This is a genomic window from Thermosynechococcus sp. GLH187 (genome assembly GCF_031583395.1).
Taxonomy (GTDB): Bacteria; Cyanobacteriota; Cyanobacteriia; order Thermosynechococcales; family Thermosynechococcaceae; genus Thermosynechococcus.
The window spans coordinates 300,051-321,173 of record NZ_CP134175.1 but is presented as its reverse complement, the minus strand read 5'-3'; the positions used below and the strand labels follow the sequence as shown (position 1 = coordinate 321,173).

20 protein-coding genes are annotated in these 21,123 nt (G+C 54.6%); 14 read left to right on the top strand and 6 right to left on the bottom strand.

Translation table 11 applies throughout. The annotated features are described in order from the left end of the window. Positions 1 to 15: 15 nt before the first annotated feature. Positions 16 to 294 (top strand): NAD(P) transhydrogenase subunit alpha, encoded by a 279-nt coding sequence (locus tag RHI63_RS01435; protein WP_206200761.1) that lies wholly within the window; start codon positions 16 to 18, stop codon positions 292 to 294. Between the two features lie 5 nt (positions 295 to 299). Beyond that, positions 300 to 1,700 (top strand): NAD(P)(+) transhydrogenase (Re/Si-specific) subunit beta, encoded by a 1,401-nt coding sequence (locus RHI63_RS01430; protein WP_302677100.1) that lies wholly within the window; start codon positions 300 to 302, stop codon positions 1,698 to 1,700. Here the strand turns inward: RHI63_RS01430 and RHI63_RS01425 are convergent. Together RHI63_RS01425 and trpC are read right to left on the bottom strand one after the other, a co-directional pair. After that, the gene (locus RHI63_RS01425) at positions 1,697 to 2,410 is read right to left on the bottom strand and encodes an HAD family phosphatase (RefSeq protein WP_310821751.1); all 714 of its coding nucleotides are present in this window, start codon (positions 2,408 to 2,410) and stop codon (positions 1,697 to 1,699) included. The genes RHI63_RS01430 and RHI63_RS01425 overlap by 4 nt on opposite strands. A gap of 11 nt (positions 2,411 to 2,421) precedes the next feature. Continuing rightward, positions 2,422 to 3,348, bottom strand: a complete 927-nt coding sequence (gene trpC / locus RHI63_RS01420) for an indole-3-glycerol phosphate synthase TrpC (RefSeq protein WP_206200758.1) — start codon at positions 3,346 to 3,348, stop codon at positions 2,422 to 2,424. A gap of 101 nt (positions 3,349 to 3,449) precedes the next feature. On the opposite strand from trpC, the gene RHI63_RS01415 reads away from it, so the two are divergent. The 7 genes from RHI63_RS01415 (at position 3,450) to malQ (ending at position 10,368) form a co-directional block, all read left to right on the top strand. Continuing rightward, a complete protein-coding gene (locus RHI63_RS01415; protein ID WP_310743268.1) occupies positions 3,450 to 4,949 on the top strand; it encodes a cryptochrome/photolyase family protein in 1,500 nt (499 codons plus the stop codon). A gap of 249 nt (positions 4,950 to 5,198) precedes the next feature. Further along, positions 5,199 to 6,350: a hypothetical protein gene (locus tag RHI63_RS01410; protein ID WP_310821750.1), complete on the top strand. Its 1,152-nt coding sequence runs from the start codon at positions 5,199 to 5,201 to the stop codon at positions 6,348 to 6,350. A gap of 76 nt (positions 6,351 to 6,426) precedes the next feature. Further along, complete coding sequence (locus RHI63_RS01405; protein WP_206200755.1) at positions 6,427 to 7,353, top strand: isoaspartyl peptidase/L-asparaginase; 927 nt, start codon at positions 6,427 to 6,429, stop codon at positions 7,351 to 7,353. 120 nt (positions 7,354 to 7,473) lie between these two features. Then, on the top strand, positions 7,474 to 8,187 hold the full coding sequence (gene ndhK / locus RHI63_RS01400) for a photosynthetic/respiratory NAD(P)H-quinone oxidoreductase subunit K (RefSeq protein WP_206200754.1): 714 nt from the start codon (positions 7,474 to 7,476) through the stop codon (positions 8,185 to 8,187). Positions 8,188 to 8,218: 31 nt separating this feature from the next. After that, positions 8,219 to 8,449, top strand: coding sequence for a photosynthetic/respiratory NAD(P)H-quinone oxidoreductase subunit L (ndhL, locus tag RHI63_RS01395; protein WP_181495109.1), 231 nt, complete (start codon positions 8,219 to 8,221; stop codon positions 8,447 to 8,449). 5 nt (positions 8,450 to 8,454) lie between these two features. Then, positions 8,455 to 8,787, top strand: a complete 333-nt coding sequence (locus RHI63_RS01390) for a DUF3007 family protein (RefSeq protein WP_206200753.1) — start codon at positions 8,455 to 8,457, stop codon at positions 8,785 to 8,787. Positions 8,788 to 8,811: 24 nt separating this feature from the next. Continuing rightward, on the top strand, positions 8,812 to 10,368 hold the full coding sequence (malQ, locus tag RHI63_RS01385) for a 4-alpha-glucanotransferase (RefSeq protein WP_206200752.1): 1,557 nt from the start codon (positions 8,812 to 8,814) through the stop codon (positions 10,366 to 10,368). Here the strand turns inward: malQ and RHI63_RS01380 are convergent. Continuing rightward, positions 10,365 to 11,714, bottom strand: a complete 1,350-nt coding sequence (locus RHI63_RS01380) for a pentapeptide repeat-containing protein (protein WP_206200751.1) — start codon at positions 11,712 to 11,714, stop codon at positions 10,365 to 10,367. The two genes, malQ and RHI63_RS01380, sit on opposite strands and share 4 nt — an antisense overlap. A 119-nt stretch (positions 11,715 to 11,833) precedes the next feature. Here RHI63_RS01380 and RHI63_RS01375 point away from each other — a divergent pair, with 119 nt between their 5' ends. The 3 genes from RHI63_RS01375 (at position 11,834) to RHI63_RS01365 (ending at position 15,490) form a co-directional block, all read left to right on the top strand. Then, positions 11,834 to 12,988 carry a DegT/DnrJ/EryC1/StrS family aminotransferase gene (locus RHI63_RS01375; RefSeq protein WP_310437915.1) on the top strand — a complete coding sequence of 385 codons (1,155 nt, stop codon included), beginning with the start codon at positions 11,834 to 11,836 and terminating at the stop codon, positions 12,986 to 12,988. A 213-nt stretch (positions 12,989 to 13,201) separates the two neighbouring features. After that, on the top strand, positions 13,202 to 14,200 hold the full coding sequence (locus tag RHI63_RS01370) for a 2-hydroxyacid dehydrogenase (RefSeq protein ID WP_206200749.1): 999 nt from the start codon (positions 13,202 to 13,204) through the stop codon (positions 14,198 to 14,200). An 84-nt stretch (positions 14,201 to 14,284) separates the two neighbouring features. Continuing rightward, the gene (locus tag RHI63_RS01365) at positions 14,285 to 15,490 is read left to right on the top strand and encodes an argininosuccinate synthase (protein WP_206200748.1); all 1,206 of its coding nucleotides are present in this window, start codon (positions 14,285 to 14,287) and stop codon (positions 15,488 to 15,490) included. Here RHI63_RS01365 and RHI63_RS01360 read toward each other — a convergent pair. Further along, positions 15,487 to 15,759 (bottom strand): YciI family protein, encoded by a 273-nt coding sequence (locus tag RHI63_RS01360; protein WP_302677089.1) that lies wholly within the window; start codon positions 15,757 to 15,759, stop codon positions 15,487 to 15,489. The two genes, RHI63_RS01365 and RHI63_RS01360, sit on opposite strands and share 4 nt — an antisense overlap. A 92-nt stretch (positions 15,760 to 15,851) precedes the next feature. Between RHI63_RS01360 and RHI63_RS01355 the strand changes: the two genes are divergently transcribed. Continuing rightward, the gene (locus tag RHI63_RS01355) at positions 15,852 to 17,159 is read left to right on the top strand and encodes a pentapeptide repeat-containing protein (protein ID WP_206200746.1); all 1,308 of its coding nucleotides are present in this window, start codon (positions 15,852 to 15,854) and stop codon (positions 17,157 to 17,159) included. Beyond that, complete coding sequence (locus RHI63_RS01350; protein WP_310743267.1) at positions 17,159 to 18,439, top strand: CCA tRNA nucleotidyltransferase; 1,281 nt, start codon at positions 17,159 to 17,161, stop codon at positions 18,437 to 18,439. Before RHI63_RS01355 ends, RHI63_RS01350 begins: the two co-directional genes overlap by 1 nt. Here RHI63_RS01350 and RHI63_RS01345 read toward each other — a convergent pair. Both RHI63_RS01345 and RHI63_RS01340 read right to left on the bottom strand, forming a co-directional pair. Continuing rightward, positions 18,436 to 19,494, bottom strand: coding sequence for an extracellular solute-binding protein (locus tag RHI63_RS01345; RefSeq protein ID WP_286668755.1), 1,059 nt, complete (start codon positions 19,492 to 19,494; stop codon positions 18,436 to 18,438). The two genes, RHI63_RS01350 and RHI63_RS01345, sit on opposite strands and share 4 nt — an antisense overlap. Next, on the bottom strand, positions 19,482 to 21,071 hold the full coding sequence (locus RHI63_RS01340) for a glucose-6-phosphate isomerase (RefSeq protein WP_310744721.1): 1,590 nt from the start codon (positions 21,069 to 21,071) through the stop codon (positions 19,482 to 19,484). Before RHI63_RS01340 ends, RHI63_RS01345 begins: the two co-directional genes overlap by 13 nt. Positions 21,072 to 21,123: the final 52 nt, after the last annotated feature.

Here is a 21,123-nt window from a genome sequence, read left to right as displayed (position 1 = left end):
TAGAGGATTCGTTCTATGACAGATCCCATTCTTGTCGGTCTGATGATTTTTGTGCTGGCCAGTTTCATTGGCTTTGAGGTGATTAACAAAGTTCCCCCCACCCTGCATACCCCCTTGATGTCTGGTTCCAATGCCATTTCGGGGATTGCCGTAATTGGTGCCCTACTGATGGCGGGGAGTGGGCACACCACTTTAACGGTGGTCTTGGGATTTATTGCGACAGTGCTCGCCACGATTAATGTGGTGGGCGGTTTTTTGGTCACGGATCGCATGTTGCAGATGTTTAAGCGGTAGGAACCATGGATTGGCTAACACGCATTGAAGAATTGAGCTATCTGGGTGCTGCGGCGCTCTTTATCCTCGGTTTGAAAAAACTGGGGTCTCCGGCCACGGCCCGTCAAGGAAATCGCCTTGCCGCCTTGGGGATGTTGATTGCGATTGTGGTCACGCTCCTCGATCGCCAGATTATTAGCTATACGGGCATCCTAGCGGCCATTGGCCTCGGCAGTGTCATTGGCGCGATCGCTGCCTACAAAGTGGAAATGACGGCCATGCCCCAGATGGTGGGGTTACTCAATGGCTTAGGAGGGGCGGCCTCTGCCTTGGTGGGCATTGGGGAATTTTGCCGCATCGTTGCGTTGGGTGAACCGCTGACCCCCAGTACGCTGATCACCATTCTTTTGGGGGTGCTGATTGGGGGTGTCACCCTTACTGGTAGCCTTGTTGCTTTTGGTAAGCTTCAGGGATTGATTTCGGGAACCCCGATCATTTTCCCGATGCAGCAGGCGATTCACCTCGGCTTGCTGGTGGCTTTCTGGGTGGCCAGTGGCTGGGTGTGGTTGCATCCAAGTCAGATGCCGATTTTCTGGGGCCTAGTGGCGATCGCCAGCATTTTGGGGGTGCTCTTTGTCCTGCCCATTGGCGGTGCTGATATGCCGGTTGTGATTTCCCTTTTGAACTCCCTTTCGGGCTTGGCTGCCAGTGCTGCGGGCTTCATCGTTGGCAACAGTATGCTGATTATCGCGGGTGCCTTGGTGGGAGCTGCGGGGCTGATTCTGACCCAAATTATGTGCAAGGCCATGAATCGCTCCTTGGCCAATGTGCTCTTTAGTGGCTTTGGTAGCTCGACCACAGGCAGTGCTGAGGGTAGTGTTCATGCCACCGCGAAGTCAGTGCGCACCATTGACCCCGAAGAAAGTGCGATGATGCTGGGTTATGCCAAATCTGTGGTCATTGTTCCCGGCTATGGGATGGCGGTTGCCCAAGCGCAGCACAGTGTCAAAGAACTGGCAGATCAACTGGAGCGGCTGGGTGTGGATGTCAAATACGCGATCCACCCGGTGGCAGGTCGCATGCCTGGTCACATGAATGTGCTGCTTGCCGAAGCCAATGTCCCCTACCCCCAACTCAAGGACATGGAGGACATTAATCCAGAGTTTGAGCATGTGGATGTGGCACTGGTCATTGGTGCCAATGATGTCGTGAATCCAGCCGCGCGCACGAACCCCGGTAGCCCTGTCTATGGGATGCCCATTCTCGATGTGGATCGGGCACGACACACGATTGTGATCAAGCGCAGTCTCAATCCGGGCTTTGCCGGTATTGACAATGAGTTGTTCTACAAGGACAGAACTCTAATGCTGTTTGGCAATGCCAAGGAAGTGCTCAATCAACTCATTGCTGAGGTCAAACACCTTTAGGCAGTTGCCTTGGCCACGCGACGGTCAAAAACAGGGGCAATTTCTGCTAGGTCAAACTGATCAAGGCGATCGAGCACCCACTGACAACGACGCTGGAGCATGTGAAAGGGATAGGTGTGCGCGACCCCCAAGACTTTGACACCAGCTTCACGGGCGGATTGCACCCCCACCAAGGTGTCCTCGATCGCCAGACAATCAGCGGCTGTGAGATCGCCCCCTAGGGCTTGCAAGGCTGCAATGGCACGGAGATAGGGGTCGGGATAGGGTTTACCGCGTTCTACGCTTTCGGCACTGATAATGCAGTCCACAATGCCAGTCAAGTTTCCCCGCTCAAGAGCCAAGTCCACATCGGATTGCAGGGCACCGGTGACAATGGCAATTTTCAATTGCGCAGCATGGAGTTTCGCCAGCAGGGCGATCGCCCCCGCAAAGAAGGGAAAAGGCTCCATATTGGCTAGGCGTGCGCGGTAGGCAGCTGCCTTTTGTGCCACCAGTTTGTCGAGATAGGCCGGCGTCACTACCCGGCCGCGGCGACTGAGGAGATTATCCAAACAGGCGCGATCGCTGCGTCCCAAGCAAAAGAGATCGTATTCCCCCCGCTGGGGTCGCAAGTTCTCTTGCAGCAGAATCTCATCAATGAGGGCGGCATGGATCGCCTCATCATCAAGGATCACCCCATTGAAATCCAATAAGACTGCCTTCAGGGGCATAGTTAACTGCGCTACTTGTGTGCCAACTCTGGGAATAACTGCTGAATCCGTGCTTGGAGTTGCTCCGCAGCGCTGAGGTGCGCCATCTCTGCTGGGGGTCGCATGAGGGATTCTCCCACCAAAATCGCCTTGGCTCCCGCTTGGGTCACCCGCTCAACATCAGCGCGCTGATGAATGCCCGATTCACTGACCACGAGGATGTCGCGATCGCGCAGTTGCGCCCCATAGGTGGCCAAAAGCTGTTCAGTGGTGGCTAGATCAACACTAAAATCCGTCAAATTGCGATTGTTGATGCCCACCAACTGTACGTCCTCCAGCTCAAGTACCCGTTCCATCTCCTCGGCGCTGTGCACCTCCACTAATGCGGTTAGCCCCAAGCCATGGGCAATGCGCAGGAAATAACGCAGATCGCGATCCGAGAGAATGGCAGCGATTAAGAGAACCGCATCAGCGCCCCGCAACCGCGCTAAGAACATTTGGTAGGGGTAAATGATAAAGTCCTTGCACAGCAGTGGCACGTCCACCACTTGGCGAATTTGAGCCAGGTACTCAAAACTGCCTTGGAAAAACTCACTGTCCGTTAGGACGGAAAGGCAAGTCGCGCCAGCGGCAACATAGGCTTGGGCGATCGCCACCGGGTCAAAGTTGGGGCGAATCACCCCTTTACTGGGAGAGGCCTTCTTGACCTCGGCAATCAGTGCTGGCTGGGTGACAGGGTTTTGCAGCGCGGCGAAAAAGGAGCGTACGGGTGGTGCATCGAGTACCTGACGTTGCAAGTCCGGCAGGGGGAGCACTTCCCGCAGTTGCTCTACCTCCTGTTCCTTGTGCCAAACGATTTTCTCAAGGATATTGCGGGGAGCCTCATCGGCCACCGGTACTTGGTAGTGGAGGTTGCGAACGGTTACAGCGGGATTAGGGGGACGCCGGCGAATTTGCATGATGAGTGTCGTATGGAGTTGCAACAGTTGAACACTAAGATAAATCACATTGGCTGTACTAAACCATTCTCCCTTAGTCCTTATTTACAATCTGAGTTCGGATGGCCATTGGCGTTTGGGTTTTAGGCGATCAACTGTGGCAAGGGCAATCAGCCCTGCAAAGCTGTCCAACCCCTGTGCCCGTCATCCTCATTGAGTCCCGCCAATGGGTGCAACAACGCCGCTACCATGCCCAAAAACTCGTGCTGGTGTGGTCGGCCATGCGCCACTTTGCCCAAGAACTCGAGGCAGCCGGTTGGCCGGTGACCTATGCGATCGCCCCCGACTTTGCTACCCCCTTGCGACAGTGGATTGAAGCTCACCATATCCACGAACTACGGATTATGGCACCCAGCGATCGCCCCTTTCGGGATCTGATCGCTACCCTCGATCTCCCCTGTACCATTAAGTTCTTGCCCAACAATCACTTTCTCTGGTCAGAAGCAGAATTTCAGGACTGGGCGAAAGGTCGCAAAACGCTGGTCTTGGAGTATTTCTACCGCGCCGGTCGCCAACGGTTTCAAATTCTCATGGACGGTAAATCCCCCGTGGGTGGCAAGTGGAACTACGATGCCGAAAATCGCCAACCGCCGCCTACTCGCCTCAAACCGCCACCACCGCTGCGCTTTTCTCCCGATCAGATCAGCCAAGAAGTCATTGAGACAGTGCGCCAAGGCAACTTTGACACCTACGGCCACATCGAACCCTTTGACTGGGGAGTCACCCGCGCCCAAGCGCTGCAGGTCTTGGAAAACTTTATTGAATACCGCTTGCCCCAGTTTGGCCCCTACCAAGATGCCATGGTGGCGGGAGAAGAGACCCTATGGCACAGTTTGCTGTCCCCCTATTTGAACCTAGGGCTATTGCACCCCCAAGAAGTGATCGATGCTGTCTTAGCCGCCTATAGGGAACGGCCGCTGCCCCTCAACAGTGTGGAGGGCTTTATTCGCCAAATTCTCGGCTGGCGTGAGTATATGTATGGTCTCTATCACTACCTTGGTGCTGACTACTGCCAGCATAATTTCTTTCAGCACACTCACCCCTTACCGACGTTCTTTTGGCAGAGCGATCGCACCACCATGAACTGTCTGCGCCACGTTCTGCAGCAAATTGAGCGCACAGGCTATGCCCACCACATTCAACGGCTGATGATCCTCGCCAACTTTGCCCTGATTACTGGCTTGTCTCCGCAAGAAGTGGAAAACTGGTTCCACAGCGTGTTTATTGATGCCTACGACTGGGTGATGCAAACCAATGTTTTGGGAATGGGCTTATTTGCCGATGGCGGACGCTTGGCCTCCAAGCCCTATGCGGCGTCTGCTAACTACATTCAGCGCATGAGTAATTATTGCCAAGGGTGCGCCTATGATCCCAAGCAACGAGTGGGCGATCGCGCCTGTCCCTTTAACTTTTTTTATTGGCACTTTCTAGCCCGGCACCGCAAAATCTTGAGTCGCCAAGGACGCATGAGCATTATCCTCAAAAATTTGGATAAACTGAGTGCCACAGAAACGGCAGCCATTCAACAGCAGGTGCAGCAGTGGTATGCTGAAAATTCATAGCCTCGAAAATAAAAAGTGTATTCTACATAACATTCATTTGCCATACGTCTTAAATTTAATCCGAAGTCAGTGAATCTGGAATAAACGAAAAATTCGGGTATTTTGAAATCTAGTGGGAATCGAACTTAACCAAAAGATAACCAAAAAATAATTTCCTCCTACTCTTAAGTCGAGATAATTTAAGTGAGGTAAAGCAGAGTACAGTCTTCACGCTAAAACAATTGAATACTCATTCTGGGGGACAATCAAATGAATGAGACAGTCAATATCCAACTGTCTGCAGCCGCTACGTTGGCTGACTTACCCTATTTTTCCTATCAGGTTTCCCCTGAAACCATCTCTGAAAAAGTGGCTGATGAATTTCAACGTTATCCTGAGCTACCGGGGGTACTGGTGGTGGCAGGCGATCGCGTCATCGGCATGATCTCCAAGGTCAAGTTTTTTGAGCGCATGAGCAAGCAGTTTGGTCGCGATCTCTACTTGCCGCGCCCGATTAAATTGCTGCCAGAAGTTGCTGCACCCCAAGTACCTCCCCTTGTTTTGATGGCACGCACTCCTGTGGAAGAAACTGTGGAACAGGCCTTGAGTCGCCCCCCCGCCTTTGTCTACGAACCCGTGGTCGTGCGTAAGGGCAAGCAACTGGTGTTGGTGGATATGCGGCTGATCCTGATTGCCCAAGCGCAAGTGCTGAGCAAGAAAAATCTCTTCATTCAGCAGCAGCACTTCCACACCCAGCAACTCCTTGAGAAGTTAAAGCTGGAAAAAGAGCGGAACCAAGACTATGCCAAGCGCCTTGAAAGCGAGCTGACCCGCACCCAACAGATGAACGAAGCCCTAGAGCAGCAGGAGCGCTCTGTGCGTGAGCAAGCGGAGCGGATTGCCCAACTCAATCAACGGTTCGTCTCCATTAGCCAAGTTCTTTCCCAGCGGGGGCGCAAAGCCTTTCAGCAAACCTTCACCGGGGTTAACCAAATTAGCCGTCACACAGCGGAGGTTTATCGCCTCAGCGAACGGCTGAAACAGGACGTGGAAATTATCGACCAAGCCACCCATCAAATTGCTGAGATTACCCGTCAGGTGAAACACCTTGCGGTGCAGGCGGGGCTGATTGCCAGGCGCAGTGGCCAGCAGATGGCTGGTTTCGATTTTATCAGTGAGGCAATTAACAAACTGGCCAACCAAGTGGTCTTTGCCAACCAACAAGTAGAGGAAATGGCCAATCATTTTCGCCATCACATTCGCGAGGTTGTAGAGTCCACCGCCTCTGGGGAAAAAATCGCGCGATCGCTCCTCAGTCAAGTGGAGGATACCCAACAAGCCATCCAAGAACTACAAGCGCTACTGGATACTGAGGAAGCCACGACTCAGACAGAGACCATGCCAGCGGCAGCAGTTGCTTAGGGCAGCCCGTGGATTTAGACCCTCGCCGCGGGGTATCGTGAATTTAGTCTATTGATTTCTATCTCGCCTATTCAGGATGCCCCAACCCACTGTGATTCTCCATGGCGGCGCCGGCAGCTCGCTCCAAGACAAAGGCGGTCTCATTTCCGTCCGCCAATCCCTGCATACCATTGTCAGCCAAGTGGTTCAGACCCTAAAAGAAGGGGCAACGGCGATTGAGGCAGTGGTTTTGGGGTGTCGGCTCCTAGAGGATGAACCGCGCTTTAATGCAGGCACGGGGTCTGTGCTGCAATCCGACGGTCAAATTCGCATGAGTGCCTCGCTCATGGATGGGCAGCGGCAGCGCCTCAGCGGTGTCATTAATGTCTCACGGGTGAAAAATCCCATTGACCTTGCGCATTGGTTGCAACAGTGCCCTGACCGTATTCTGTCCGATGTGGGAGCAGCAGAGCTCGCTCGTGAATTGCAGCTTCCTGTGTATCAACCCCTCACGGATCAGCGACTCTACGAGTGGCTCGAGGAACGCAAAGGCAATTTCCAAACATCGATGGCCGGAGTCGTGGCCGAGGAGGCAAGGCGGGGCACGATTGGTGTTGTGGTTTTAGATCAGCAGGGACACTTGGCCGTGGGGACTTCCACTGGCGGCAAGGGCTTTGAGCGTATTGGGCGGGTCAGTGACTCCGCAACGCCAGCCGGCACCTATGCCAACAGCTTAGCAGCAGTCAGTTGTACTGGCATTGGTGAGGATATTCTGGATGAGGCGCTGGCCACGCGGATTGTGGTGCGCGTCACCGATGGGCTTTCCCTTGAGGCGGCCTTTGAAAAATCCTTTCGGGAAGCCGCGAGTCGGCAACGGGATTTTGGCGCCATTGGTCTCGACCATCAAGGGGCGATCGCCTGGGGCAAAACCTGTGATGTCCTGCTGGCGGCCTACTGGAATGGCATCACCATTGGTGACACCTTAGACCTACCCCCCGGCCTGCAGGTGGGCGGCCAAAAATAATTTATCCTTGCTGTCAAGTTTTTTTATTGCCAGCTCAATGCAATTGGCTGCATCTGTTAGGGTAAAGGCCTATAATTTTAAGTGTTTTTACATTTGGCCGATGTCCCTTGAGGGAACCCTATGACCAATACGACCTCGCCTGCCATCCTCAATCCAATTGCTCGTCCTGAAGTTCCCCAAGAACTTGCGGAAAATATCATCCTTACTTCCCTCAACGATGTTTATGACTGGGCACGGCTATCGAGCCTCTGGCCGCTCATGTATGGCACTGCCTGCTGCTTCATTGAGTTTGCGGCCATGATTGGCTCGCGCTTCGATTTCGATCGCTTTGGCTTGGTGCCCCGCAACAGCCCCCGTCAGGCGGATTTGATCATCACCTCTGGCACCATCACGATGAAAATGGCACCCGCCTTGGTGCGCCTCTACGATCAAATGCCCAATCCCAAGTACGTGATTGCGATGGGTGCCTGCACGATCACAGGGGGGATGTTTAGCTCTGATTCTTATTCCGCCGTGCGTGGTGTGGACAAGCTGATTCCCGTGGATGTCTATTTGCCCGGCTGTCCGCCCCGTCCAGAAGCGATCATGGATGCGATCGTCAAGCTGCGCAAGAAAATTGCCAATGAGCATATCAGTGAGCGTGGCAACCTTGCCCAAACCCATCGCCTCTTTACCGCCAAGCACAAGATGAAGCCGGTGCCCCCTATTCTCACCGGTCAATATCTCAATGCTCCCAGTCGCCAAGCGCCTCCTCCTGCCCTTGCTGCAGCGATGGGAATTGCTGTTCCTGCCCTTGGGGAAGCGGTGAGGGAAACCAGCACCGTTTCAGAATAATCTAGTCGTTTTGGTGAAGAGGTAGTCATCGATGGCAGTTTCAACAGAGCTTTTGGTACTCGGTGTCTATGGCGCCTTGGCAGGGCTATATCTGCTGGTGGTGCCAGCGATCGTCTATGCCTATTTGAATGCTCGCTGGTATGTGGCTGGCTCCTTTGAGCGGGCATTTATGTACTTTCTGGTGACGTTCTTCTTTCCGGGATTACTCCTGCTGGCTCCCTTTATTAACTTTCGTCCCCAACCGCGCTCTCTCGATTCCTAGGTGCTATGCGCCGCATTGATGTTCTAGGGATTGGTATTGGTGTTTTCCTTGCGGGCGGCTTGGTTTATCTGCTGTTGCGCATTGCGGGGGTTGAGCCGCTTCAAGCCGGGATTTGGAGTCAAGCCATTTTTGTCTTGGTGGTTCTGGGTTGGCTCTCCACCTATCTCCTGCGGGTCTTTACAGGACGGATGACCTACCACCAGCAACTTAAAGACTATGAAGAGGCCGTGATGAGCGATCGCCTTGCGCGGATGTCGCCAGAGGAGCTAGCCGCCCTTGAAGCAGAAATTCTAGCGGAATCCAGCGAGATTGCCGATCCAGAATTGGGCGATAATTAGCTCAAGTTTCCCCGTGGCTTAATAATGCACTTTCCCCGCTCCTGTGGTTTACTGCTTCATCCCACGTCCCTGCCTGGTGGTCATGGCATTGGTGACTTGGGTGCGGCAGCTCGTGAGTTCCTTGAATTTTTGGTTGCCAGTGATCAGCAGTACTGGCAGGTCTTGCCCCTAGGGCCAACGGGCTTTGGCAATTCCCCCTATATGTGCTACTCCGCGATGGCCGGCAACCCACTGCTGATCAGCTTGGATGAACTGGTCAAGGAGGGCTGGTTAACGGAAGCAGATTTGGCAGGACTCACGCTTGAGAATAGCGATCGCGTTGATTTCGAGGCTGTCATTAGCCAAAAACTCCCCCTGCTCCGCCTTGCTGCTCAACGCTTTCAGAATCAAGCCACCCCAGAAGACTGGCAGGCCTTTCGCGACTTTCAAGCCCTTGCCCACTACTGGCTGCCCACCTATGCCCTCTTTATGGCGCTGAAGGATCACCACGAGGGACAGCCGTGGTATGAATGGCCCGCCCCTTTGCGCGATCGCGAACCAACCGCCCTTGCCGCGATCCAAGCCGTTCTCAAAGAGCGCATTTTTGAGTACGAGTTTCAGCAATTTCTCTTTTACCAGCAGTGGCACGCCCTCAAGGAAGCCGCCAATCAACAGGGGATTCAGATTATTGGTGATATTCCCATTTATGTTGCCCACGACAGTGCCGATGTCTGGGCCTTTCCCCAATTTTTTGAACTCAATCCAGAAACGGGTGCGGCTGCCCTCATGGCCGGTGTGCCTCCAGATTACTTCAGTGCCACAGGACAACTCTGGGGCAACCCCATTTACAACTGGAAAGCCCTTGCTGCCGATGGCTACTCTTGGTGGATTGAGCGCTTCCGTGCCCTGCTCTCCTACATGGACATTATCCGTGTGGATCACTTTCGCGGCTTTCAGGGCTACTGGCAAGTGCCCGAAGGAGAGGAAACAGCCGTCAACGGTGAGTGGCAACTGGGTCCTGGTGCTGCCTTCTTTGAAACCTTGCAAGCTGCTTTGGGACGACTGCCTATTCTCGCCGAGGATTTAGGGGATATTACCCCCGATGTCATTGCCCTACGGGATCAGTTTCAGTTTCCGGGGATGAAAATTCTCCAGTTTGCCTTCGGCGGTGGTTCGGATAATCCCTTTTTACCCTTTAATCAAGAGCGCAACTGTGTGGTGTACACTGGCACCCATGACAATGACACAACTGTCGGCTGGTACCGCACCCTCAGTGACTGGGAACAGCAGCGCCTCATTGACTATTTGGGCTATACCCCCAGCGAACCCCACTGGGCTTTGATTCGCATGGCCCTAGGAACCGTTGCCAACCAAGCCATTCTTCCCGTTCAAGATTTGCTCGGTCTCGATAGTCATGCCCGCATGAATTTCCCCGGTACGAGCGAAGGCAACTGGGCGTGGCGCCTAACTGCGGGTCAACTTACCCCTGAACTTGCCGCTCATTTGAAGCACTTGGTGCACCTCTTTGGCCGTCAAGCACCACCGAGACCCCAGCCGGTTGAAGCTGCCGAAGAAACCGTCCCCGAAAAAGACCCCGCCTAAGCTCGCCGTCGGCCATCGGGCATAATCGTACCCCGCAAATCCACTTCACTGAGGTTGGCACCACTCATATCCGCAGCAGTCAGGTTCACCCGCGTCAAATCCGCCCGCGACAGGTTAGAGCCTGAGAGGTTGGCGTCCCCTAAGTCTGCCCCACTCAAGTTAACACCGCTGAGATCTACAGTTCCCAGTAAGCTGCCACTAAACGTTGCCCGGCTCAGGGTAGCTCCACTGAGGGTGGCGCGGCTGAGATTCGCTTCTGAGAGAGTAGCACGACTCAGGTTGGCTCCCACCAAGCGGGCACGGCTGAGATTCGCTTCTACCAAGTCGGCACGGCTAAAGTTGGCTTCCGTTAACTCCACTTCGCGAAGATTGGCACCACTGAGATTGGCACCCCGCAGCTTCACGCCATTAAAGACGAGGCCACTGAGATTGGCACTGCGTAGATCCGTTTGACTCAAATCCGCATTGTCCAGCAATGCCCCCTGCAAGTTTGCCCCTTGGAGATTCGCCCCCTGCAGATTGGTGCCCACCAGTTTGGCATGGCTGAGGTTGGCGCCCCGTAAATTTGCCCCACTGAGATCCGCACGGCTAAGGTTGGTATGGTTCAGGTTCGCGCCACTGAGATTGGCACCACTGAGGTTGACATCTGAAAGTTCTAGGGAGGACAGATCCGCCTTGGCCAGTTCCGCGCCGACAAGGTTGGCCTTGGCAAGGTTGGCTTCACTGAGCTTGACTTCCGTGAGATCAACGCGGCTGAGATTGGCTCCCGTGAGATTCGCCGCCGTTAAGTTCGCGCCACTCAGGTTGGCACCGCTGAGGTTCGCACCACTGAGATTGGCATTGCTGACATCCGCCTGAATTAAATCCACACGGGTTAGGTTCGCCTGCTTTAGATCCGTGCCATGCAAATTCGCGCCCTGTAAATTTGCCCCCGAAAGGTTAACGCCGTCGAGTGTCAATCCCCGTAGATCCGCATTCGCCAAGTCCACACGAGAGAGATTGGCACCCTGAAGCACCGTTCCCCGCAGGGTGGTTTCACTAAGTTCAGCGCGGCTGAGATTGGCTCGCGTCAGGTTTGCCCAACTGAGATCACTGCGGCTAAGGTTTGCGCCAGCGAGGTTGGCATCCACCAATTCTGCCTTGATGAGCATGGCATTAACAATTTCTGCGCCACACAGCACTGCACCACTGAGATTGGCTCCGCTCAGGTTGACCCACTCCATGTCGGCACGGGAGAGAATAATCCCCCGTAGATCAGCGTTGATAAACTCGCCATTTGTCAAACTGGCACGATTAAAGTCCCGTTCACCGCTGGCATAGCGTTTTAACAACTCTTGGGGATTCATCAAAAAAAACGGGTCTGGAACCCCGCCCTTGAGAACGGCTCTACACTCTAAGCCTAGCTTAATTCGCTAAAACCACACTACGCTCGTGAGAGGATGATAATAAAGACTTGCGCTCTCTCATGGATACCATCCCTATTCTTGATCTCAAGGCCCAATATCAATTCCTGCAAGCAGACATCGATCGCGCAGTTGCCCGCGTACTGGCATCCGGTCAGTTCATTCTAGGGCCAGAGGTACAGGCCTTTGAGGAAGAGGTAGCCGCCTATTTAGGGGTGCGCCATGCGGTAGCAGTTAATTCAGGGACAGATGCACTGGTGATTTCCCTGCGCAGTTTGGGAATAGGTGCTGGGGATGAGGTGATTACCACCCCCTTTTCGTTTTTTGCGACGGCAGAGGCAATTAGTTTGGTGGGTGCCCGCCCGGTCTTTGTGGATGTGGAACTGGACTCTTTTAACCTTGATCCCAATAAAGTTGCCGCAGCCATTACCCCCCGCACCAAGGCGATTTTGCCGGTTCATTTATTTGGGCGGCCAGCTGCTATGGGAGCAATTGTTGAAATTGCCCAAGCCCATGGGTTAGCCATTCTTGAGGATTGTGCCCAGTCCTTTGGTGCCCGCTATTGTCCGCCCTGTGAGAACTGTCAATGTGAAACGGCAACTCAAGAGGCTTTAGCTCATCGGTTCACGGGGGCGATCGGTACCATGGGAGCCTTTTCATTTTTTCCCACCAAGAATCTCGGTGCCTATGGCGACGGGGGGCTGATTACCACCAATGATGATGATTTAGCCGAGCGATCGCGCATGCTGCGGGTTCACGGCTCCCGTCAACGCTACCACCACGAAATGATTGGCTACAATTCTCGCTTGGACAGCCTACAGGCGGCAATTCTGCGGGTGAAGCTACCCCATATCGATCGCTGGAATCAAGAGCGACGGCGAGTCGCCCAAACCTATAACCAAGCCTTGGCGGGTCTTGAGGCGGTGGTGACCCCAGCAGTATCTCTAGGGCATGTGTTTCATCAATATACCATTCGGGTGCTCAATGGGCAGCGGGATGCGCTCGCGGCTTACCTGAAGGCGGCTGGTATTAGTTCGATGATTTACTACCCCATTCCCCAAGATCACTCTCCGATGTATAAGGGGCAATCTCCACCCAATCCTGTGAGCGATCGCCTTGCCAGCGAGGTTCTCAGCTTACCCATTTGGCCTGAATTGAGCGATGCCACCATTGAGCATATTGCCGCAACCATTCGCCAGTTTTTTCGCAAGCGCTAAGGGCATCCCCTAAGCAGTTGTCTGGGTATTTGTCCTCCCTTAACACAACCTTAAGCTGACACTCGCTAAGCTAACTACAGCTCTTTTGTGGAATATGGGGTTAACAGACAGGACACATCGGCATGCTGTCCGCCATTAACGTTCTCAGGATTCTAGAGTGTTCAACCCTAGTGAAAAGGGCTGTAATGTCACTTGGGCTAGGAGAGCCATGCTATGAAAGTTGCCGTTTTCAGTGCCAAATCCTACGATCGCCAGTTTCTGAATGCCGCCAATGAAGCTCAAGGTCATCCCCATCTCCTCACCTACTACGATGTGCTACTGCGTCCTCAAACAGTTTCCCTTGCCGAGGGACATGAGGCCGTCTGTGTATTTGTCAATGATGATCTGGGGGCAGAGACCCTCAAACGGCTGGCAGCGTTGGGGGTGCGTCTGGTGACGCTGCGCTGTACGGGCTTCAACAATGTGGATTTGGCAACAGCGGCCAGCTTGGGCATCACAGTTACCCGCGTCAGTGCTTATTCCCCCTATTCGGTAGCGGAGCATACAGTGGGGCTGATCTTGATGCTAAACCGCAAACTTCACCGTGCCTACAACCGCGTGCGCGATGATAATTTTTCCCTAGAGGGGCTGATGGGCTTTGATCTGTATGGTTGTACGGTCGGCATCATTGGCACAGGCAAAATTGGGCGTGTTGTTGCCCGGATTATGCATGGTTTTGGCTGTCACCTCTACGGCTATGATCCCTACCCCAACAAAGACTTTGAGCAGATAGGCACCTACACAACCCTAGAAACCCTCTTGGCTGAATCGGACATTGTCACTCTTCATTGCCCCCTTGTCCCCGAAAATGAACACCTGATCAATGCGACCACGATCGCCCAAATGAAGCGCGGTGTCATGTTGATCAATACTAGTCGTGGCAAGCTGGTGGACACCAAAGCAGTCATTGAGGGCATTAAAAGTGGCCAAATTGGTTATCTGGGCATTGATGTCTATGAAGAGGAAGACTCCCTCTTTTTCCAAGATCTTTCGGACACGATTATTCAAGACGACACCTTCCAACTCCTGCAATCCTTCCCCAATGTGGTGATTACTGCTCACCAAGCCTTCTTTACCCGCAATGCCCTCACAGATATTGCCCGTACGACAATTGAAAATCTGACCTGTTTTGAGCAAGGCCTGCCCCTAGCAAACGAAGTGAAACAGATGTAAGGCTCGGCGAAACGGTTATTGCTATAACGTTTCTGGCAAACAGATCCGCTATAGTAGCGATCGCATTTATTTCAGGAAAGAATCATGGGGCGTGCAGAAAAAGTCATTTTGGCCTATTCGGGGGGAGTGGATACCTCCGTGTGTATTCCCTATCTCAAGCACGAGTGGGGCGTGAAGGAAGTCATTACCCTCGCCGCTGATTTAGGACAGGGGGATGAACTGGAACCCATTCGCCAAAAAGCCCTTGATGCTGGTGCCAGTGCCTCGCTGGTGGTCGATGCCAAAGCTGAGTTCATCCGCAACTATGCCTTTCCCGCTCTTCAGGCCAACGCTCTCTACGAAAATCGCTATCCCCTCTCGACGGCCCTTGCTCGCCCTCTGATTGCCAAGCTCTTGGTGGATGCGGCTGCTGAGTATGGTGCCGATGCCGTTGCCCACGGCTGTACAGGGAAAGGCAATGATCAAGTGCGCTTTGATGTGGCGATCGCCGCCCTGAATCCCAACCTCAAGGTCCTGGCACCCGCTCGCGAATGGGGCATGAGCCGCGAAGAAACCATTGCCTATGGCGAACGCTTTGGCATTCCTGCGCCTGTGAAAAAATCTTCCCCCTACAGCATTGACCGCAATCTTTTGGGACGCAGTATTGAAGCCGGCCCCCTTGAGGATCCGTGGATTGAACCCCTTGAGGAAATCTATTTGATGACCCAAGCCATTGAAAATACCCCCAACTCCCCGGAGTATGTGGATATTGGCTTTGAGGCCGGAATTCCCGTTAGCCTCGATGGCCGCTCCCTCGATCCCGTAACGCTGGTGAGTGAACTCAATGAGCGGGTGGGGCGCCACGGCTTTGGTCGCATTGACATGATTGAAAATCGCCTTGTCGGCATTAAATCCCGCGAAATTTACGAAGCCCCTGCCCTCTTGGTGCTTATTGACGCCCACCGCGATTTGGAAAGCTTGACCTTAACCGCCGATGTGACGCAGTACAAACGGGGGATTGAAGAGACCTACAGCCGTTTGGTCTATAACGGTCTTTGGTATAGCCCCCTCAAGGAAGCCTTGGATGCTTTTATTCAACAGACCCAGAAGCGGGTGACGGGTACCGTGCGCGTCAAGCTCTTTAAGGGAACCGCACGGGTGGTGGGGCGACGCTCTCCCTATTCCCTCTATACGCCCGATTTGGCTACCTATGGCGCCGAGGATCAATTTAATCACAAGGCCGCCGAGGGCTTTATCTACGTGTGGGGGCTACCCACCCGTGTCTGGGCGGAGAAACTGCGCCAAGGCTAATCGGGGGCTTCGACGATACACCACTCGTGGAGTTCGTAGTGGACACACTGGTGTTGGACGAGGGGATCACGGGCAACAATTTCTTCAGCGGCTTGCCGGGAATCCGCCTGAAACAACAACATGCCACCCCCGCGCTCAGCCCAGTATCCCGTGCGGGCTTGATGCCCTGCGGCAATGAGGGCGCGCACATAGGCACGGTGGGCAGGAACGTGGCGATCAAAGGTGGCTTTGTCCACAATACCGCGTTCAATTTTGACAAACCATGGCATCGCTGACTGGCTCCTCTGGATGGGAATCAAGACCTAGAATAGCTATAGCAGTGGGCTTGAAAAACTCTGTGGTGCCCTGCTAGTGAGCGGCTATGAGCAAAGCAATTACCCTTGAAACCTTGTTAAGCGAATTTGCCCGTGGGGTGCGGAATTTCCGGGGTGTGAATTTGGCGGGCAGTGTGTTCCCTCTGGTGCAACTGAGCCATGTGGATCTAGCGGGGGCGGATCTTCAGGGCATCAACTGGAGTGGAGCGGATTTGATCAAGGCCAACTTGGCCAATGCCAATCTGCGGGGGGCAAATCTGATTGGTGCAGATCTGAGTGGTGCTAATCTGACCGATGCCAACTTGCAGGAAGCCATGCTCAGTGGCGCCATCCTAGTGGGTGCCTACCTCTCACGCGCCAATTTACAGCAGGCGGTGCTCAGTGGTGCCATCCTCAAGGGGGCGGTGCTCCACGACAGTAATCTGAAGGATACAAATGTGGTGGGGGCAGATCTGTCAGAGGCGGATCTGACCGGGGCGATCGCCCGCCGCCAAGACTTAGAGGAAGCCAAGCTCTCAGGAACTATCCTGCCCAATGGCGAAGTGGTCTTTGAGGCTGGGGAAATGGAAGAGGTTCCGTTGCCCGCCCCAACGCCAATGGCTAAGCCAATGGCCACTGCGAACGAAACCACCGTGATTGAGTGGACGAATGAGCAGGTGATTCAAATGCTGATCCTGCAACAACACCCCCTGCCCAGTACCTACCAAAGTGCTGATTTGAAGGTGGTTAGCCTCGGCAATCACTGCTATCAATTGCGCACGGTCACGGAAACGGTGGTGGCGGTGGTAGAAGGTGAGAGTGTGGCCAATGAAAAAGTAACCCTTTTTGCCGAGGCGCCCTTTGCCGATGTGGTGGCCAGTGTCCTCCAAGCCCATTCCTTCTTGCCCACACAATACGTCAGTGAACCCGTACCGGCGTGGCACTACGAACAGGTCGCCATTCCGTCGGGACAGGTGGTGCGTTGGGGAACGGCACGGCAACTTTGGAAAACTTGGTGGTTACTGCTCAAGTCCACTGCCACACCTCAGGAGCCACAGCAATTGCAACTGTTGGTGGGCAAGGAGTGGCAGCCCATTTGCGATATTGCCTTTTCACCGTCGGCGGGCGGTGGTCTGATAATCAAAACGGCGATGGGCGATCGCCACTTTTCTGGGGATGCCTCGCTGATTTGGCTAGAAAGTGTCCCGTCTGGATTGCCCACCACCTCTGCCCCAGCAGTCCCGCCTTGGAACGGCTTACTCAAATTTGAAAATAACTGCCTCACCATTGAAACCGCCGCAGGGCTCGTCTGTGTGCAGGGGGAAAACTTGAGGGTCACCCTTGGGGGGCAAGCGATCGCTCTCAACCAGCTCTAATGGTCGCCCTTCAACCCTTTGATTTTAGTCGCTGGCCGATCGCGGTCAGTGATTTACCGGCCGATACCTACCTCGTGGGGGGAGCGGTGCGGGATGCGCTCCTAGGCCGGATCAATTCGTGCCCCGACTTGGATTTTATTGTGCCGAGGGATGCGATTGCCCTGACCCAAAAACTGGCGGATAAGTACAAGGCTGGTTTAGTGGTTTTGGATCGGCAGCGGCAGATTGCCCGCTTAGTCTTTGCTAATACAACGGTGGATATTGCCCAGCGGCACGGAGAAACCCTCTTGACCGATTTGAGCGATCGCGATTTTCGCCTCAATGCCATTGCCTACGACATTCACCACCACCACATTGTCGATCCCCTCGGTGGCCTTTTGGATTTGCAACGCCGCCAAATTCACTATGTCGCACCAGAAAATCTCGCTGCTGATCCCCTGCGACTCCTACGCGCCTATCGCCAAGCCGCCCAACTGCAATTTACGATTACGCCCGAAACGCGGCAGGTGATCCAAACCCTTGCCCCCCAACTGCGACGAGTCGCCCCAGAACGGGTGCGGGTGGAACTCAGTTATTTTCTCAGTGCCCTTGAGAGTGCCCCCTATCTCACCCTTGCTTTTCGCGATGGCGTGTTGGCGGTGTGGCTGCCGTCGGTCACCGAGGAGCGGATTACCCACTACCATGCCCTTGAATCCACCCTAGGGAATTTTCCCTTCCCAGCCCTTTGGCCGGCGCTAACGACATCTATTGCCGCAACAACTGCCCCCGGCGAACCCCAACGGCGAACCCTAGTGGCTTTGGCCAAGCTCACCTGCCTCGTGAATGCCAGCGATCGCCAAGCGGCCGAGGAACTAACTGCCCTCACCTACACCACCGATGAAATCCGCATTGTCCAAGTCCTGTGCCGATTGCTCAACCACTGGCTAGTCCCCCTCGAACACCCCCTGAACCGCGAGCAAGCCTTCTATCTATTCCGCGCGGCGGGTAGCTATTTTCCAGCCTTTGTTGCCCTTGCCCTGAGCCGGGGCATCCCCAAAGCGCATCTAGTGCCCTTGGTCAAAGGGTGGTTAGACCCCAAGGATGCCATTGCCCATCCCCCCCAATTGGTGCGGGGTGCCGATCTGGTAGAAGTGTTTCAGGTCTCGCCGGGGCCGCGTGTGGGTGAATTGTTGCGAGCTGTGGAAGCGGCGCAAGCGCGGGGAGAAATTCGCGATCGCCCCCAAGCCCTCGCCTATGTGGCAGAAATCCTAGGTGGTTCAAGGCAACCGCGGCACACTTAGGAGAGGGGCAAAAACATTTCCTGCCAAAGGGTGTCATAGCGTTTTTGGGCAGCCACATCGAGGGGGAGCAGGAGTTCACTCTTGGCAAAGGCGGTGGGAGTCGCTAGGGGAATATAGCGATGCAAGAGAGTGCGTCTTAAATCGCTCACCAGCGGCGAGGGAGCATCACTAAACTGGCTGAGTTGCTCAGCAACTTCCGGTTGCCACCAGTAGTTCAACCAAGCCAAGGCTGCCGCATCGGGGTTTTGGCCACAGACCCACAAATCCACCCACAGCGCTGTCCCACTGGCGGGAAACACGGCGGCATAGGTCTGCGGATCTCGCTTCAGCAGCGGCAGTACATCCGTTGACCAACCCACTGCTAATTGTGTACTGCCCAGCATCAGTGGCTGCAGGTAGGCGTCAGAACTAAAAAAACGACATCCTTGGCGGAGACGCTGCAAGCGTTGCCGTAATTCGGGGTGGGTGGGTGGGGCATTGTAGGATAGCCCTAGGGATTTCAGCGTCAACCCAATCACTTCCCGCGGCTGATTTAACAGGCTATAGTGGCCTTGAACGCTTGGATGCCATAGGACATCCCAATCTGTGGGTTCCCAGCCCAAATCGGCAAAGAACTGGCGGCGATAAATGAGGACTGTTGCCCCCCAGCGATAGGGCAGACCCCAGAGAGCATCGTCTTTGCCAATGAGTTGCAGTAATGGCTGCCACGGTTCAGCCCAGTCCCACCGGTTTTGAATCAGTGGTTTGGGAATAGGGGCAATCTGTCGCTGCGCCACGGCCTGAGCTATCCAAGCATCCCCGAGACTGAGGACGGCTGACCCGAGGATTCCCGCTGCAAAGGTGTTGGCTAACTCTTGGGGGGTTTCCCGCAGCCGCAGCTGAAGTCCCACGCCGGCCTGTTGACGAAAGCGCTGAATCAATTGGGGGGGTAAGGATTTTCGCAGTAAATAGACGGTGAGTCCTGTATTGGCAGTGGCTTGACAACCACTGAGGGCGATCGCCCCCAAGGCAAACAACCCCTGACAAAATTGCCGCCGCTGCATTAGCGTTGCCACCGAAACTGCAATTGACTTGGCTGCCCTGGATCCCCCAGTTGCTCGATGCCGCGATCGTTGGCCACAAGGTGCCGTAGGATCAGGTAAATCCGCTCCAGTTGATCCGGCGCATTCACAGCGTCGGCGATCGCCTGCAAGTCTAGGGGTTCATCACTTTGTTCTAAGACTTTAACAATCTGCCGTTGCAACGCCAAATTCGCTGCTGCTGCTTTTTTCCCCGCTTCCACCCCCGGCTGATGGTAGGCATTGATATTCACCAAGAAGCCATAAAGACCCACTGCTCGCTCATAAAGGGCAATCAGAGCACCCACCGTTTTGGGCGTCACCTCTGGAATCGTCACCGTCAGGGAAGGGCGATCCTTTTCATAGAGGGCTTGGCGCGTGCCGAGGAGTAGGCCACTGAGGTAATCCCCGGAAGTAATCCCCGGCTCCACGTCAATGGCGGGTTCTTGGCCATCCCGCAGCACCTCAATAAACGTGACAAAGAAGTTAGGTAGGCCATCCCGCAACTGCTGCACATAGGCATGCTGATCCGTGGTTCCCTTGTTGCCATAGACCGCAATCCCTTGGTGGACAATGTTGCCGTCGAGGTCTTTTTCCTTGCCGAGGGACTCCATTACCAACTGCTGCAAGTAGCGGCTAAACAGGAGCAGACTATCTTTGTAGGGCAGGACAACCATATCTTTTTCACCCCGACCATTGCCCGCATGGTGCCAAGCCAAGGCGAGTAGGGCAGCGGGATTTTGGCGAATCTTCGGCACGCGGGTTGCCTGATCCATCAATTTTGCTCCCGCGAGGAGGGCATCAATGTCAATCCCTTGCAGGGCAGCGGGCAATAGACCCACCGTTGACAGTTCCGAGGTGCGCCCCCCCACCCAGTCAAACATCGGGAAAATGGCCAGCCAACCGTTGGACTCCGCCACTTGGGCAAGGCCACTGCCCGGCAGGGTGACGGCGACGGCGTGATCGGCAAAGGCAAGGCCGGCACGTTGGAAGCGGGCTTGGGCTTCTAGCATGCCATTGCGGGTTTCCGGTGTCCCCCCCGATTTGGAAATGACAATCACCAATGTCGTCCGCAGGCGATCGCCTAGTTCCGCAAAAACCCGCTCAAACCCGGCAGGGTCGGTGTTGTCCAAAAAGTGAATGTTCAGGGGCGGATTCACAGGGGCAAGGGCAGCCGCCGCAAACTGCGGACCTAGGGCAGACCCCCCAATGCCAATGGAGAGAATCTCGGTAAAGCGACCCCCTTGGGGTGGAGCAATGGCGCCACTGTGGACTTGCTGGCTAAACTGCTTCACTTGGGCAATGGCATCGCGAATTTCGGCACGCAGTTCTGGAGTTGGTGCCAAATCGGCATCCCGCAGCCAGTAGTGCCCCACCATGCGGCCCTCATCGGGGTTGGAGATCGCCCCTGCTTCCAATTCCTTCATTTGCTGAAAGGCGCGCTCAAAAGCTGGCTCTAGGCGACGTACCACTTCTAGGGTCAGCCCCATACGACTGACATCCACATAGAACTCTAACTCAGGGTGGTAGTACAACCAGTCTTGGTAATGCTGCCAAAGAGCCAAAGCATCCATAAGAAAATCTTTTCGCGCTACGATCTCAGCGTACCTCAACAACTGTCCCTTA